This is a genomic window from Serratia sp. CY43202, from assembly GCF_052168755.1.
GTDB classification, from domain to species: Bacteria; Pseudomonadota; Gammaproteobacteria; order Enterobacterales; family Enterobacteriaceae; genus Serratia; species Serratia bockelmannii.
Map to the genome: position 1 here is coordinate 102,185 of NZ_JBJNMB010000012.1, position 14,555 is coordinate 116,739.

The 14,555-nt window shown below is 61.1% G+C and carries 12 protein-coding genes; 4 read left to right on the forward strand and 8 right to left on the reverse strand.

The annotated features are described in order from the left end of the window. The first annotated feature begins 52 nt into the window (after positions 1-52). Positions 53-646 carry a YhgN family NAAT transporter gene (locus ACJ8J5_RS22705; protein WP_004930825.1) on the forward strand — a complete coding sequence of 198 codons (594 nt, stop codon included), beginning with the start codon at positions 53-55 and terminating at the stop codon, positions 644-646. Positions 647-676: 30 nt separating this feature from the next. On the opposite strand, the gene gntK is transcribed toward ACJ8J5_RS22705, so the two are convergent. From gntK to ACJ8J5_RS22725, 4 genes are all read right to left on the reverse strand, one after another. Continuing rightward, positions 677-1,204 (reverse strand): gluconokinase, encoded by a 528-nt coding sequence (gene gntK / locus ACJ8J5_RS22710; RefSeq protein ID WP_016930399.1) that lies wholly within the window; start codon positions 1,202-1,204, stop codon positions 677-679. A gap of 101 nt (positions 1,205-1,305) precedes the next feature. Next, positions 1,306-2,622: a gluconate transporter gene (gene gntT / locus ACJ8J5_RS22715; protein WP_016930400.1), complete on the reverse strand. Its 1,317-nt coding sequence runs from the start codon at positions 2,620-2,622 to the stop codon at positions 1,306-1,308. 340 nt (positions 2,623-2,962) lie between these two features. After that, on the reverse strand, positions 2,963-3,958 hold the full coding sequence (gene gntR, locus ACJ8J5_RS22720) for a gluconate operon transcriptional repressor GntR (protein WP_043138978.1): 996 nt from the start codon (positions 3,956-3,958) through the stop codon (positions 2,963-2,965). Between the two features lie 294 nt (positions 3,959-4,252). Further along, complete coding sequence (locus tag ACJ8J5_RS22725) at positions 4,253-4,948, reverse strand: pirin family protein (protein WP_004930835.1); 696 nt, start codon at positions 4,946-4,948, stop codon at positions 4,253-4,255. Positions 4,949-5,338: 390 nt separating this feature from the next. Here ACJ8J5_RS22725 and ACJ8J5_RS22730 point away from each other — a divergent pair, with 390 nt between their 5' ends. Together ACJ8J5_RS22730 and ACJ8J5_RS22735 are read left to right on the forward strand one after the other, a co-directional pair. Next, the gene (locus ACJ8J5_RS22730) at positions 5,339-5,854 is read left to right on the forward strand and encodes a GNAT family N-acetyltransferase (RefSeq protein WP_060435150.1); all 516 of its coding nucleotides are present in this window, start codon (positions 5,339-5,341) and stop codon (positions 5,852-5,854) included. Then, entirely contained in the window at positions 5,847-7,028 is a 1,182-nt protein-coding gene (locus ACJ8J5_RS22735; RefSeq protein WP_414105015.1) for a P1 family peptidase, read from the forward strand. The genes ACJ8J5_RS22730 and ACJ8J5_RS22735 overlap by 8 nt, the downstream gene beginning before the upstream one ends. Positions 7,029-7,089: 61 nt before the next feature. On the opposite strand, the gene iolE is transcribed toward ACJ8J5_RS22735, so the two are convergent. Genes iolE through iolD form a run of 4 tightly spaced genes read right to left on the reverse strand, consistent with a single transcriptional unit; the run spans position 7,090 to position 11,966 of the window. Beyond that, positions 7,090-7,986: a myo-inosose-2 dehydratase gene (gene iolE / locus ACJ8J5_RS22740; RefSeq protein WP_019455194.1), complete on the reverse strand. Its 897-nt coding sequence runs from the start codon at positions 7,984-7,986 to the stop codon at positions 7,090-7,092. 59 nt (positions 7,987-8,045) lie between these two features. Continuing rightward, entirely contained in the window at positions 8,046-8,930 is an 885-nt protein-coding gene (locus ACJ8J5_RS22745; RefSeq protein ID WP_049205585.1) for a sugar phosphate isomerase/epimerase family protein, read from the reverse strand. 31 nt (positions 8,931-8,961) lie between these two features. Continuing rightward, positions 8,962-9,984: a Gfo/Idh/MocA family protein gene (locus ACJ8J5_RS22750; protein WP_025304575.1), complete on the reverse strand. Its 1,023-nt coding sequence runs from the start codon at positions 9,982-9,984 to the stop codon at positions 8,962-8,964. Positions 9,985-10,025: 41 nt separating this feature from the next. Next, positions 10,026-11,966 carry a 3D-(3,5/4)-trihydroxycyclohexane-1,2-dione acylhydrolase (decyclizing) gene (gene iolD / locus ACJ8J5_RS22755; RefSeq protein ID WP_025304576.1) on the reverse strand — a complete coding sequence of 647 codons (1,941 nt, stop codon included), beginning with the start codon at positions 11,964-11,966 and terminating at the stop codon, positions 10,026-10,028. Positions 11,967-12,511: 545 nt separating this feature from the next. Between iolD and ACJ8J5_RS22760 the strand changes: the two genes are divergently transcribed. Further along, on the forward strand, positions 12,512-14,443 hold the full coding sequence (locus ACJ8J5_RS22760) for a bifunctional 5-dehydro-2-deoxygluconokinase/5-dehydro-2-deoxyphosphogluconate aldolase (protein WP_025304577.1): 1,932 nt from the start codon (positions 12,512-12,514) through the stop codon (positions 14,441-14,443). Positions 14,444-14,555 lie beyond the last annotated feature (112 nt).

Genomic DNA, 14,555 nt, shown 5'->3' on the forward strand with positions numbered 1-14,555 from the left:
GGCAAGGACGCGGCCGAAAAGGCCGAGGCGTTTTCCCGATCACGAGGTCACCATGACAGAGATGATTTCCGCTACGGTATTGCTGTTTTTAATTATGGATCCGCTGGGCAACCTGCCGATTTTCATGTCGGTGCTCAAGCACCTGGAACCGCGTCGCCGCCGGGTGGTGCTGATCCGCGAGCTGCTGATCGCCCTGCTGCTGATGCTGATCTTCCTGTTCGCCGGCGAGAAAATTCTGGCGTTCCTCAATCTGCGCACCGAAACCGTCTCCATTTCCGGCGGCATCATTCTGTTTCTGATCGCCATCAAGATGATTTTCCCCACGCAGGAGGGGAACAGCTCCGGGCTGTCCGCCGGCGAGGAGCCGTTCCTGGTGCCGCTGGCGATCCCGCTGGTGGCCGGGCCGTCGATTCTGGCGGCGCTGATGCTGCTGTCGCACCAGTATCCGCATCAGTTGCCCCATCTGGTGGCGGCGCTGTTGATCGCCTGGGGCCTCTCTGCGGCCATTTTGCTGATGTCGAACCTGTTCCTGCGCCTGCTGGGCAGCAAAGGCGTCAGCGCGCTGGAGCGGTTGATGGGGCTGATTCTGGTGATGCTGTCGACCCAGATGTTCCTGGACGGCGTGCGGGCTTACATGAAGCTGTAGGCGCCTGGCGGCGCCGACAACGGCCCGCGCTCAGCGGGCGGTAACGCGGCGAATATAGGCGAGCGTATCGGCGACCACGCCGTCCAGCGGCTGGTTGATGTCAATCGCTTGCACATCCGGCTCCTGCTCGCCCGGCTCTTCCAACGTGGCGAACTGCGAAACCAGCATCTGCGGTTTGAAGAAGTGACCTTTGCGCTGCTTCAGGCGCTCCTCGATCACCGCCTTGTCGCCTTTCAGGTAGAGGAAATGCAGGTTGCTATTCCCTTCGCGCAGGCGGTCACGATAGCTTTTTTTCAACGCCGAGCAGACCAGCAGCGACACGGGATTGGTGCGTTGCATGGCGAAGATGGCGTCGTTCAAGGCCGCCAGCCACGGGGCGCGATCGTTGTCGTCCAGCGCGTGCCCGGCAGCCATTTTGTTAATGTTGGCGCGCGGATGCAGATAATCGCCGTCCAGCATGGCGGCCTCGGCCTCGTGGGCGACAGTGCTGGCTACGGCGGATTTGCCGCTGCCGGATACGCCCATCAGGATAAATACGTGATTCTGCGGATTGCTCATTGTGTCATGCCCCTATGGGAACTGGCGCGAGCGCGCCAAATGCGTCCCAACTGATAAAGATACTCTGGAACGCCGACGCCCCGCAGGGCGCCGGATAAAGATTATACGACCGTCGCCAGCAGCAGACAGCCCACCAGGCCGCACACCGAGATGATGGTTTCCAGCACCGACCAGGATTTGATGGTTTCCATGATGCTCAGGTTGAAATACTCCTTGAACAGCCAGAAGCCCGGATCGTTGACGTGCGAGAAGATGACGCTGCCGGAGCCGACCGCAATCACCATCAGCTCAGGGCTGACGCCGGTGGTGGCGATCAGCGGCGCGACGATGCCGCCGGCGGTGATTGCCGCCACGGTGGCGGAACCCAGCGCCAGACGCAGCGCGGCGGCGATTGACCAGGCCATCAGAATCGGCGAAACGTTGCTGCCCTCCATCAGGCCGGCGATGTACTGCTCGACGCCGCTGTCCACCAGCACCTGTTTAAAGGCGCCGCCACCGCCGATGATCAACAGCATCATCGCGATGATTTTAATCGAGTCGGTGATGGTGCCCATCACTTCATCCATGGTGCGGCCACGGTTCAGGCCGAAGGTGAAGATGGCGATCAGCACGGCGATCAGGGTCGCCATCACCGGGTCGCCGAAGAACTCGGCGAAGCGCAGCAGGCTGTGGCCCTTCGGCAGCACCATTTCAGCCACCGCGCGCAGCGCCATCAGGATCACCGGCACCAGCGACGTGGCAACGCTGACGCCAAAGCTCGGCATCTCCGCGTCGGTAAAGGTTTTCGGGTTGTACAGGCCTTCCGGCACCGGCTTGTCGATGCCTTTCAGGAAGCGGGCATAGACCGGGCCGGCCAGGATCACCGTCGGGATCGCCAGCAGCGTGCCATACAACAGGGTTTTACCCATGTCAGCATGGAAGATGGTGGCGATGGCGGTCGGGCCTGGATGCGGTGGCAGGAAGCCGTGAGTCACCGACAGCGCGGCGGCCATCGGCACGCCGACGTACAGCAGCGGAATGCGTGCGGAGGCGGCGATGGTGAACACCAGCGGCAGCAACAGCACGAAGCCCACTTCGTAGAACAGCGCGAAGCCGACGGTGAAACCGGTCAGCACCACCGCCCATTGAATGTGTTTTCTGCCGAACTTGTCGATCAGCGTGGTGGCGATGCGCTGTGCGCCGCCGCAGTCCGCCAGCAGCTTGCCGAGCATGGCGCCGAAGCCCATGATCAGCGCCAGGCTGCCCAGCGTACCGCCCACGCCGGCCTTGATGGAGCCGATGACCTTATCGACCGGCATACCCTGTGCAATCCCGACCGCCAGGGCAACCAGAACCAGAGAGATAAAGCCGTTCAGCTTGAAGCGGATCATCAGCAGCAGCAGCAGCGCTACGCCGCCTGCAACAATCACTAATGGCATAGTTTTTCTCCAACCTTTTATCGCGACTCTCTTTACGATAGGCGTAAAGCGTGCGGTTGTTTTATTTTTAGGCTCTTTCCCGGTGTTTAAGAAGAGCTGTAGGTGTTGTTGAGTCAGAGGTTCAGTCTTGCAGCAAGATGACCGCACACTCGTTGTTACCGGTATCATGATACCGGTAACAACATGAGCGCCGGAACCGGGTAAGCGGCTAAAATTCGCGTTCTGGGACAGAGATCAAACTTATGTCGGCAACGAGCGGCGGGCTTACAGGCGGGATAACCAGCGCGCCTCAGGGCGCGCTGCAAAAAGAAAGGGTGTTAAAACAGAACGTTAAAATGGCTCAGATACTGCCACCGGGGATCACGGTGAAACCGACGTCCACCATGCGTGGGCACACGGTTTCACCGCGCAGCCGGGCCAGCAAGCGCTCGGCGCCGATCTGCCCCATGCGTTCACGCGGCGTCAGCACGCTGGCCAGCTTCGGCACCATCACCTGGCCGATGTCATGGCCGTGGAAGCCGGCGATCGCCATGTCCTGCGGGATCGACAGCCCCTGCCGCTGGCACTCGAAGGCCGCGCCGATCGCCAGGTCATCGTTGGTGCAGAAGATACTGTCGATCTGCGGATAGTCGCGCTGCGCCACGCGCAGCAGTTCACCGCCGGCGGAATAGGAGGAAGATCGCGCGGTCATGATGCTGTACGGCTCCAGGCCGGATTCACGCATCGCCTGCTCATACCCCTGCTGCTTGATGATGGTACGTTCATCCTGACGGGCGCCGAAATAGACCACGTGACGGTGGCCGTGCGCGATGATCTGCTGGGTCATCTGGCGCGCCGCCTCGAAGTTGTTGAAGCCCACCGCCAGATCGATACACGGCGAGACGCAGTCCATCAGCTCTACCACCGGAATGCCCGCCACCTCGATCATTTTCAGGGTGCGCGGCGTGTGATGGCGCTCAGACAGGATCAGGCCGTCGATATTGTAAGACAGCAGCGAGGTCAGACGCTCTTCTTCACGCTCCGGCAGGTAGCCATAGTGCGCCAGCATGGTCTGGTAGTTGTGCGCGTCGGTCACGCTTTCGATGCCGCGCAGCACTTCGGCGAACACCTGGTTGGTCAACGACGGCAACAGCACGCCAATCGCCCGGCTGGTGGCGTTGGAGAGGATGTCCGGCGCGCGGTTGGGGATGTAGCCCAGCTCATCCAGCGCGACGGCGATTTTTTGCTGCAGGGCGGCGGAAACCTGGTCGGGATTGCGCAGATAACGGCTCACCGTCATCTTGGTCACGCCCACCTTGTCCGCCACATCCTGGAGTACCGGCCGTTTTTTCTTCATTATCAATGAACTGACTAACCGTGAATGGGCAGTCATTTTAGCAAAAAAAACGGCGGGCCGATATTGTCGGTTATGCGACGGCCAACGCAAAAAGGGCTCACATCGTGAGCCCTTCATACGCAGACAAAGGGGGAAAAAGCGTGGTTTCTCCCCCTTTGTGACGATCAGCCGAAAATCAATAAATTGATTTTCCTTGTTTTTATATGTTTTGCCGGCGTTAAGTCAGGCAACGTCGGCAGGCGAGTCACTCACCTCAAGGGCTCACACCGTGAGCCCTTGATATTTACCGCTTAATCACACCGGCGGCAGATCGAACAGCAGGATTTCGCTCTCTTCGTCGGCCTGGATCGTCAGCGCCGATTCATCCCACACTGCGAACGCGTCGCTGATGCCGGCGGTCTGGCCGTTGACCGAGACCTTGCCACGCACCACCTGGATCCAAACGCGACGGCCGGCGGCGATCGGGCATTCCCCCTGCTCGCCTTTATTCAGCGCCCAACGCGACAGCGTCATATCCTGGAACACCTTCAGCGAGCCGTCACGCGCATCCGGCGACAGCACCAGCTGACGGCCCTGCGGCGCGTCGAACATGCGCTGCTCGTAGCGCGGCTCAAGCCCGACCTGATCCGGGATGATCCAAATCTGGTACAGGTGCAATGGACGATCCTGATTGGCATTGTACTCGGAGTGACGCACCCCGGTGCCCGCACTCATGATCTGGAATTCACCGGCCTGGATCTGCTCCTTGTTGCCCATGCTGTCCTGATGTTCCACCGTGCCGCTCAGCACGTAGGTCAGGATTTCCATGTCTTTATGCGGGTGAGTACCGAAACCCTGCCCTGCATCGATCACATCTTCGTTGATCACCCGCAGCGCCGAGAATCCCATAAAGTTCGGATCGTAGTAATCGGCAAATGAGAAGGTGTGCCAGCTATCCAGCCAGCCATGATTGGCGTGGCCGCGGTCTTCCGCTTTACGTACATAAATCATATTCAACTCTCCTCAATGTTTTTTTACAGTCTAGTCCTGCCAGCAGAATAAGAAAGCGTAAAAAACTCATGCCTCTGTTCAAAAATTTCGATGGAATGAAACAGCGGATGGGCAGCGGATTTGTTGAAGGCGGAAACGGCTGAAAAAGGGCAAAAAAAAAAGCCAGCACCCGAGCTGGCTAAGTAAACACTGGAAGCAATGTGAGCAATGTCGTGCCTTCGCAGCGAGAGTATCAAGGGTTGATGCCCTCCCCGGAACGCATCGCAATAATAATCATTATCATTCGCACCTGTAAAGCGTTTTTTTTGACCCGTTGAAATAATATTGACTCAAGGCAGTAAACGGATAAATTCAGAGGTTATTCAACCGGTAAGCAAAAGGAGCAGCGACATGAGCGAGATCGTGATACGCCACGTGGAAACAACGGATGCGCAAGCCCTGCATCATCTTTATTCGCAGACGCCCGTCTACCGCGATACGCTGCAGCTCCCGCTACCGTCCGTCGAGTCCTGGCAGAAGCGACTCGCCAATCCCGAACCGGGCACGCATAACCTGGCGGCCATCATCGACGGGCAGCTTGCCGGCCAGTTGGTTGTGATGCTGAATCAGCGCGTTCGCCGCCGCCACGTCGCCACCTTCGGCATCGGCGTCGATCCGCGCTACCACGGCAAAGGCGTCGGCAGCCGCCTGATGCAGGCGATGATCGACCTGTGCGACAACTGGGCCGCCATCGAGCGCATCGAACTGACGGTGTTCACCGACAACCCGGCCGCCATCGCGCTATACCGCAAGTTCGGCTTCGAGATAGAGGGCACCAGCCGCGGCTATGCCATGCGCGACGGCGTGCTGGTCGACGCCTACCATATGGCGCGTCTGCGCTCCGGGCAGCCACGCGCAGATGCGTGATCTCATCCCCCCGCAGGGGCCGCTACGCCGGCTCCTTAACATCAACCGCCGAACCTTTTTACACGCGCTGGCCGGCCTGACCGCCGCCGTCGGCATATTCTCTCCTCTCACCCCATTAGGTGCCGCTATGCCAACTCCCGCCGCCGGGCGCCCAGGCGCTCGCAACCTGATTACCGATGTGCCGGGCCTGAAGGTCGGCGTGGCGCAGGACAGCCGGGTGCGCACCGGCGCGACGGTTATCCTGCCGGACAGCCCGGCGATTGCCGCCGTGGACGTGCGCGGCGGCGGCCCCGCCACACGGGAAACCGACGCGCTGGGTGAGGACAATTTGGTACAGACCGTCGATGCGCTGACGTTCAGCGGCGGCTCGGTTTACGGCCTGGCGGCGGCGGACGGCGTCGCGGCCTGGCTGGGGCAACAGGGCCGAGGCTACGCGCTGCGCCCGGCCCCCGGCGTGCCGGTCTCCCCTATCGTGCCCACCGCCTGCCTGTACGATCTGGCCAACGGCGGCGACAAAAACTGGCAGCTCACGCCGCCGTATCGCCAGTTGGGCATCGAGGCGGTCGGCAAAGCCGGCCTGGATTTTCCGCTGGGCACCGTCGGGGCCGGCTACGGCGCCATGACCGGCATGGGCAAGCTGAAAGGCGGCCTCGGTTCGGCGTCGATCGTGGCCACCAACGGCGCTACCGTCGGCGCGCTGGTGGCGGTCAACAGTTTGGGTGCGGTGGTCGCACCCGGCACCCGCGCCTTCTGGGCGACGCCTTATGAAATTAACGGTGAATTTGGCAACGGCGGCGCGGCGGCGCTGGCGCAACTGCATGCGCAGGGTGAAGACGGGATGGTGCAAGAGCCGCAGGGCGGCAGAAAGAACACCACCCTGGCCTGCATCGCCACCGACCTGGCGCTGACGCGAGTGGAGTTGAAACGGGTGGCCATCATGGCGCAAGACGGTATGGCGCGCGCTATTCGCCCGCTGCACAGCCCGTTTGACGGCGACGTGGTGTTCGCCCTGTCCACTGGGCAGCGCGAGGTACAGGGCAGCCGCGAACTGGCGGTGCTGCAAATCGGCGCGCTGGCGGCGGATACCCTCGCTCGGGCGATCGCCCGTGGCGTGCATGCCGCTACACCATGGCCAGGCAGCCAGGTCGCAACCTGGCAAACGCTCGGCGGCTAACGCGCCGCCATCAAAAAAGGGGCGCTGGCAGCGCCCCTCGATCTTTATTCACCCTTACCGCTTAAATACCGGCGGTTTCCCGAATATAGCGGCGCGCTTTCACCGCATACTCGAACGGGTTGGCCAGCGCCGGATCCTGCTCGGCCTCCACCACCATCCATCCCTTGTAACCGCGCTCGTCCAGCAGCTTGAACACCGGCCTGAAGTCGATCACGCCATCACCCGGCACGGTGAAGGTGCCCTTCTTCACGCCGTCGAGGAAGCTCAGCTTGTTGGCCTTCACTTCCGCCACCACCTCATCGCGCACGTCCTTCAGATGGACGTGGTTGATGCGCGGCAGATACTTCTCCAGGATCGCCATCATCGCCTGCTGGCTGCCTTCCGAATAGTAGGCGTGCCCGGTATCGAACAACAGGTAAACGTCGTCGTTGACCATGCTCATGTAGCGATCGATTTCGGCGGTAGTCTGAATGCCGGTACCCATGTGGTGGTGCAGACACACCTGCATGCCTTTGCCGGCGGCGATCTTCGCCAGCTCGTTGTAACCGTCGGCCACGCGCTGCCACTCTTCATCGCTGAAATACGGCTTCTCTTCGAACACGCCTTTGGTGGTGCCCTGAATGCTCTTGCTCTGCTCGGAGCAGCCAATCACCCTGGCGCCCATGGCATGCAGGAAATTCATGTGGTTGATAAATTCATCGATGGTTTTGTCTTTTTGGCCGTCGGCGAAAAAGGTGCTGAACCAGGCGTTGCAGATCTGAATGCCGCGAATATCCAGCATCGGTTTCAGCACCGCCGGATCGCGCGGGTATTTGCTGCCCACTTCGCTGCCGGTGAAACCGGCCAGCGCCATTTCGCTGACGCACTGCTGGAAGGTGTTTTCCTTGCCCAGATCGGGCATGTCGTCGTTGGTCCAGCCGATTGGCGCGATGGCCAATTTCACGTTGTCTTTATTCATGGTCTGCCTCGGTCCTTGGAGGGCCGCCGGTGCAAATGACGCCGGCGAGCCAAATAAGATTATTTGCCCAACAGCTCTCTTTCGATGCGCTCTCTGGTGGCCACCGCCTGGCTCGGCATCTTTTCCGGATAGCCGAACAGCGAGGTGCAGATGATCGATTCGCCGCCGGCCTTGAAGCTGCGGTTGGCAAATTCCATGTCGCGCAGCGTCTGGAACAGGGCGTCGAAATTCACCTCACCTTCGCCGATGCCGACGTGCTGATGCACCGCGGCGTCAACGCCCGGCGGATTGACGATATAACGGCAATGCTTGGTGTGATTCATGGTGTCGGCAATCAGCACGTGGGAAAGATCGTCCCCGGCGTACTGCAACATGCCGGCCACATCGCCTTGCCCCTTGTCGTAGTAGAAGGTGTGCGGCACGCTGTAGAGGTATTTGACGTGGTCGCTGCGCAGCGATTTCACCAGATCGGCGGTTTCGTTACTCAGCTCGCAGAAGTCCCACGGGTGCGACTGGATCTCCATACGGATACCTTCACGCTCGATGATCGGCAGCAGCTCCTCCATCGAGCGATACCACAGCTCCTCGCAGATCTCCGGCTCGTTGGGGTTGCCGGCCAGTTCGGTGTTGATCACCTGCACGCCCATTTCTACTGCGATCTCGATCATCCGTCGCCAGTTTTTGACTGCCGCCTGGCGGCGATCTTCGCCCGGCCCGGACCAGCGATACACCACGATAAATGAGGAGATCTCCACGCCGGTCGCTTTCAGGGCGTTTTTATACTCCGCCATGATTTCGCGGCTGGCCTTCGGATGCTTGTAAAACGGGTTGATCTGCGGGTGCGGCGACTGCTCGATGTATTTATAGCCCCAGTCCGCCACCTGCTGCACCATTTTGGTCACGCCCAAATCCCGGATAACGTCGACATCAAAAGCGATCTTCATGGTCACTCCTCTGCAATCATGGGTACGGGGTTCAAGCCGATGGCTTGTTGTAAAACGCCGGGCGCGCCGGCAGGGTCACCGGTACGATCTCACCGCTGAGCTGGGCCGCCACACAGGCGTCGGCGGTCACGGCGGCGGCGTAGCCGTCCCAGGCGGAAGGCCCGGTCAACTGGCCCGCGGCCACGTCGTTGATGAACCCCTGCAGCTCGACGTCATAGGCGTCGATAAAGCGATCCTTCCAGTCGGTCAGGATTTCGGTCGACAGGCGGGCGCCGCTGCGCATCTGCACCGAGGACGGCTCCGGCAGTTTGGCAATGCCGGTTTCCCCCACCACTTCACACTGAATGTCGTAGCCGTACTGGCAGTTGACGAAAATTTCGACGTCGATGCGCGTGCCTTTGGCGGTTTCGAACAACACAATCTGCGGATCTTTCAGATGCGGGAACGCCTTCGGGCTCTTGCGTGGGAACACCACCTGCACCGACACGTAGTCGTCGTCGAGCAGCCAGCGCAACACGTCGATTTCGTGGATCAGGGTGTCGGTGATCGCCATATCGGTGGTGTAAGCCTCGCCAACCGTCGGGTTGCGGTGCGCGCAGTGCAACATCAGCGGTTCGCCGATCTGGCCGCTGGTCAGCACCTGTTTCAGCGCGCGATAGCCCTGGTCATAGGGGCGCATAAAGCCGACCTGCACCAGCCGCTTGCCGTGCTTCGCTTCGGCATCAACGATGTTCTTGCAGCCCTGCGCGGTCACCGCCAGCGGCTTCTCGCAGAACACCGGTTTGCCGGCGGCGATGGCCGCAAGCACGAATTCTTCGTGGCTTGGCCCCCAGGAGGTGACCAGCACCGCCTGCACGTCGGCGGCCTTGATAAGATCGTGGCCGTTGTCATACACCCGCGCATCCAGCTGCAGATCGCTCACCACCTTGGCGGCGTTGTCGCGATTGATGTCGTTCACCGCCACGACGCGGGCGCCCTGCAAAACTTTGCTGCAGCGACGGATATGATCGCGGCCGATGGCGCCGGTGCCGATAACCCCAATGTTCAATGTCATTTTCGCTACCCTCTGGAAAGTGTGTTGTGTTCGAAAACGAATCAGTAATCGCGCGCCTTATCGATGTTTTCCTGCAGCTTGCGCGCCACTGCGACGATTTTCTCGCTGTCGGCCACCTGAGCGCCGCCCACGCGCCACCAGCTGAGATACTTGTGCACCATGGTCTTCGGCAGCACCTTGATGTCCAGCAGCGTGGACACGGTCTGCCTGCGGGCGTCGGCCAGCGCATCGAGCAGCTGCTGCTCGGTGGTGACGCGATAGGTTTTACAGCCGTAAGCCGCCGCCAGCATGGCGAAATCGACCGGCACCAGTTTGCCGTCGAGCTTGCCGCCCTCTGGATTGCGGAAGCGGAATTCGGTGGTGTAGCTGTCCATGCCGTGTTCCATCTGCAGGTTGTTGATGCAGCCGTTGGTCATGTTGTCGAACAGCACCACGTTGATCTTGCAACCTTCCTGAATCGAGGTGACCAGTTCGGAATGCAGCATCATGAAGGCGCCATCGCCCACCATCGCGTACACCTCACGCTGCGGCTCGGCCAGCTTGACCCCCAATGCGGCGTTCACCTCGTACCCCATGCAGGAGTAGCCGTATTCCACGTGATAACCGTGCTCGCCGCGGTTGTGCCACACCCGCTGCAGATCGCCCGGCAGGCTGCCAGCGGCGGCCACGATCACGCTGTCCGGCGGGAGCTCGCGGTTCAGCACCCCCAGCACCCGGCTTTGCGTCATCGCCGAGTCGGTCTGAGCGATAAATTCGGCGAACACCCGCTCGCGATCGAGGTGATCGTCTATTTCCGGCACAAAGCCTGCGCCGCTGTATTCCACCGCGTAAACCCGCTCGGTCTCTTCATGCTGGGCAGCGCGCGCCGCGGCGATGGCGTCGCCCCAGCCGGCGCGGTACTCGGTTTGCGTCAGCAGCGCGCCCAGTTCGCTCAGGGCCTCGCGGGCGTCCGCCAGCACCTGCACGCCGTCGAGCTTGCCGGCGTCGAAGGCGCTGACGTTGATATTGAGGAAGCTGACGTCCGGGTGTTGAAACAGCCATTTAGACGAGGTGGTGAAATCGGTGTAACGGGTGCCGACGCCAATCACCAGATCGGCCTGACGGGCCAGCGTGTTGGCCGCCAGGCAGCCGGTTTCGCCGATGCCGCCGAGGTTGAATTCATGGTCACTCGGCACCGCGCCTTTGCCGGCCTGGGTCTCGGCGAACGGAATGCCGAAGCGCTCGGCGAATTCGCGCAGCGCCCGCCCGGCCTGCGAGTATTTCACGCCGCCGCCGCACACCAGCAGCGGTTTGCGTTTGGCCGTCAGCAGCGCCAACGCGTCCGCCAACATGCCATCGGTCGCCGGGCGGCGATCGAGCCGGTGCACGCGTTTTTGGAAGAAATAGTCGGGGTAGTCGTAGGCTTCCCCCTGCACGTCCTGCGGCAGACACAGCGTCACCGCGCCGGTTTCCGCCGGATCGGTCAACACGCGCATCGCATTGATGCAGGCGCTCATCAGCTGTTCCGGTCGCACGATGCGGTCCCAGTATTTGCTCACCGCGCGGAACGCGTCGTTGGTGCTGATGCTGAGATCGTAAGACTGTTCGATTTGCTGCAGCACCGGGTCCGGCTGGCGGGAAGCGTAAACGTCGCCCGGCAGCAGCAATAAAGGAATGCGGTTGGCGGTGGCGGTGGCCGCGGCGGTGATCATATTGGCGGCGCCGGGGCCGACCGATGAAGTGCAGGCGTAGATCTGCCGGCGCAGTTTTTGTTTGGCGAAGCCGATCGCCGCATGGGCCATCCCCTGCTCGTTGCGGCCCTGATGCACCCGCAGATCGCCGCTATCCTGTTCCAGCGCTTGCCCCAGCCCCAGCACGTTGCCGTGGCCGAAAATCGCGAAAATGCCCGCGACGAATTTGGTTTCCACCCCGTCGGCCAGCAGATACTGGTTATCGAGAAATCTGACGAGCGCCTGCGCCATGGTTAGCCTGATCTTGCCCATTTACTCACCCTTTAGATTGAGGGCCGCCCCGGAAAGGGCTCGCGCCGAGCCGACAATCCCGTGTTTGTATTACGCGGCGGCAGCTATTATCTTGAGCAGGCGATGCCCGCTGCTCACGAAGTCGACAACCTGAAACGTGAAGCGATTATAAACAAATATATTTTTCATAAAATCACATTACAGAAGAAACATTTCATTTTGCGATAAAGATCGCATATTACATGAAAAGCCCGTTTCATCTCGTGATTCAGCCTTTACTGGCTTCGCGCCGCGCACCGGCCGATAACAACCGTTACCACACGGGCTGACAGCCTTTTATCCTGATCTAACCCCCTTTTCTGCGCGCGCCCGGTCGCCGTCTTATGGCCGCTTCATCGGCTTTTCCCGTTCTCCTGTCGATGTTTTAAACGCATCACATTTTCGGGGTGTAAATTTCATTCTATATTGAAATTGAAATTTTCATTCCCCATACTATCCCCATGCTTCCTGCAGGGCGCCACGCTCGGGCCGCCGCCGGAGTTTTGCTTAAACAGAAGGAAACGGGTATGGCTACACAAGAAAAACAGCTTGATGTCATTTGTCTCGGGCGCATCGCCGTCGATTTCTATGCTCAGCAGATCGGCGCGCGGCTGGAAGACGCCGGCACATTCGCCAAGTACCTCGGCGGATCTTCCGGCAACGTGGCCTACGGCACCGCCATTCAGGGGTTAAAATCCGGCATGCTGGCGCGCGTCGGCGATGAACACATGGGCCGCTTTCTGCGCGAAGAGCTGCAGCGCGTCGGGGCCGATACTCGCTGCCTGATCACCGACAAACGTCGGTTAACCGGCCTGGTGATCCTCGGCATCAAGGATCAGGAAACCTTCCCGCTGATCTTCTACCGCGAAAACTGCGCGGACATGGCGCTGACGCCCGACGACATCGACGAGGCCTACATTGCTTCCGCGCGCGCGCTGGCCATCACCGGCACGCACCTGTCGCACCCGAACACCCGCGCCGCGGTGCTGAAGGCGCTGGAATACGCGCGCCGCCACGGCCTGCGCACCGCGCTGGACATCGATTACCGCCCGGTGCTGTGGGGGTTGACGTCGCTGGGCGACGGCGAAACCCGCTTTGTGGAATCGGATCAGGTCACGCGCGAGCTGCAAGAGGTGCTGCACCATTTCGATCTGATCGTCGGCACCGAAGAGGAATTTCATATCGCCGGCGGCAGCACCGACACGCTGACGGCGCTGAAAAACGTGCGCCGGGCCACGGCGGCCACGCTGGTGTGCAAGCGCGGCGCGCAGGGCTGCTCGGTGTTCGAAGATGACATCGCCGACGACTGGGAGCAGGTGAAGCTGCACGCCGGCGTGCGGGTGGAGGTGCTGAACGTGCTGGGAGCCGGCGACGCCTTTATGTCCGGCCTGCTGCGCGGCTACCTGAACGATGAGGGCTGGGATCAGGCCTGCCGCTACGCCAACGCCTGCGGCGCATTGGTGGTCTCGCGTCACGGCTGCGCCCCGGCCATGCCGACCAAACGGGAGCTGGATGACTATCTGCAGCGTGAACAACAGGTCACGCGCCCGGACCGCGACGCACGCCTGAATCACCTGCACCGGGTCACCACCCGCAAGCAACAGTGGCCGGAATTGTGCGTATTCGCCTTCGATCACCGCAAGCAGCTGGCGGACATGGCGCGCGAAGCCGGCGTCAGCGAGGAACGCATTCCGCGCCTGAAAACCCTGCTGTTAACGGCGGCGCAACAGGCTGCCGCGCAGGCCGGCCTCAACGGCAACAGCGGCATTCTGGCCGACACCACCTACGGGCAGGCGGCGCTGAACGAAATCACCGGTCAGGGATGGTGGATTGGCCGGCCGGTGGAGCTGCCCAGCTCGCGCCCGCTGCGCCTGGAGCACGGCAACATCGGTTCGCAATTGATCGACTGGCCGCAGGAGCACGTGGTGAAGTGCCTGGTGTTTTATCATCCACACGACGCGGCAGAACTGCGCCGCGAACAGGATGAGCTGATCGCCGACGTCTACCGCGGCTGCTGCAAATCCGGCCATGAGCTGCTGCTGGAAGTGATCCTGCCGGACGGCAACGCCGACAAGGACGAGCGCTATTACCTGGAGATGATTGAACACTTCTACCGGTTGGGCATTCAGCCGGACTGGTGGAAACTGCCGCCGCTGAGCGCGGAAAACTGGCAGCAGGTCGGCGCGCTGATCGACGCCTACGATCCCGACTGCCGCGGCGTGCTGATCCTGGGGCTCGATTCCCCAGAGGCGGTGCTGAAGGCGGGCTTTGCCGCCGCCGCAGATGCGCGCTGGGTGAAAGGTTTCGCCGTCGGCCGCACTATTTTCGGCCAACCTTCGCGCCGCTGGCTGCAGGGGGAAATCGACGACGCGGCCCTGATCGAGCAGGTGAAACAAAAATACCTGACGCTGATCGGTTTCTGGCGCCAGTACCGTCCACAGGCGGGCGGTACGCACTGACAGCGAGAGCAGGTTCACGTCCCCTTAAGGCCATTTCGCCGCTTTAAGGGGATTTTTTTGCCCATTTTCTGTGAAGTCGCGCAATGTGCGATCGAATAAATCGCTTTTTGAG

What these genes read in the sequence shown, in the direction of transcription:
- gntR (WP_043138978.1), bottom strand. Translation starts at nt 3,958, where the DNA reads ATGAAGAAAAAACGGCCGGTACTCCAGGATGTGGCGGACAAGGTGGGC.
- iolD (WP_025304576.1), bottom strand. Translation starts at nt 11,966, where the DNA reads ATGGGCAAGATCAGGCTAACCATGGCGCAGGCGCTCGTCAGATTTCTC.
- ACJ8J5_RS22735 (WP_414105015.1), top strand. Translation starts at nt 5,847, where the DNA reads ATGCGTGATCTCATCCCCCCGCAGGGGCCGCTACGCCGGCTCCTTAAC.
- gntK (WP_016930399.1), bottom strand. Translation starts at nt 1,204, where the DNA reads ATGAGCAATCCGCAGAATCACGTATTTATCCTGATGGGCGTATCCGGC.
- ACJ8J5_RS22730 (WP_060435150.1), top strand. Translation starts at nt 5,339, where the DNA reads ATGAGCGAGATCGTGATACGCCACGTGGAAACAACGGATGCGCAAGCC.
- gntT (WP_016930400.1), bottom strand. Translation starts at nt 2,622, where the DNA reads ATGCCATTAGTGATTGTTGCAGGCGGCGTAGCGCTGCTGCTGCTGCTG.
- ACJ8J5_RS22725 (WP_004930835.1), bottom strand. Translation starts at nt 4,948, where the DNA reads ATGATTTATGTACGTAAAGCGGAAGACCGCGGCCACGCCAATCATGGC.
- iolE (WP_019455194.1), bottom strand. Translation starts at nt 7,986, where the DNA reads ATGAATAAAGACAACGTGAAATTGGCCATCGCGCCAATCGGCTGGACC.
- ACJ8J5_RS22745 (WP_049205585.1), bottom strand. Translation starts at nt 8,930, where the DNA reads ATGAAGATCGCTTTTGATGTCGACGTTATCCGGGATTTGGGCGTGACC.
- ACJ8J5_RS22760 (WP_025304577.1), top strand. Translation starts at nt 12,512, where the DNA reads ATGGCTACACAAGAAAAACAGCTTGATGTCATTTGTCTCGGGCGCATC.
- ACJ8J5_RS22705 (WP_004930825.1), top strand. Translation starts at nt 53, where the DNA reads ATGACAGAGATGATTTCCGCTACGGTATTGCTGTTTTTAATTATGGAT.
- ACJ8J5_RS22750 (WP_025304575.1), bottom strand. Translation starts at nt 9,984, where the DNA reads ATGACATTGAACATTGGGGTTATCGGCACCGGCGCCATCGGCCGCGAT.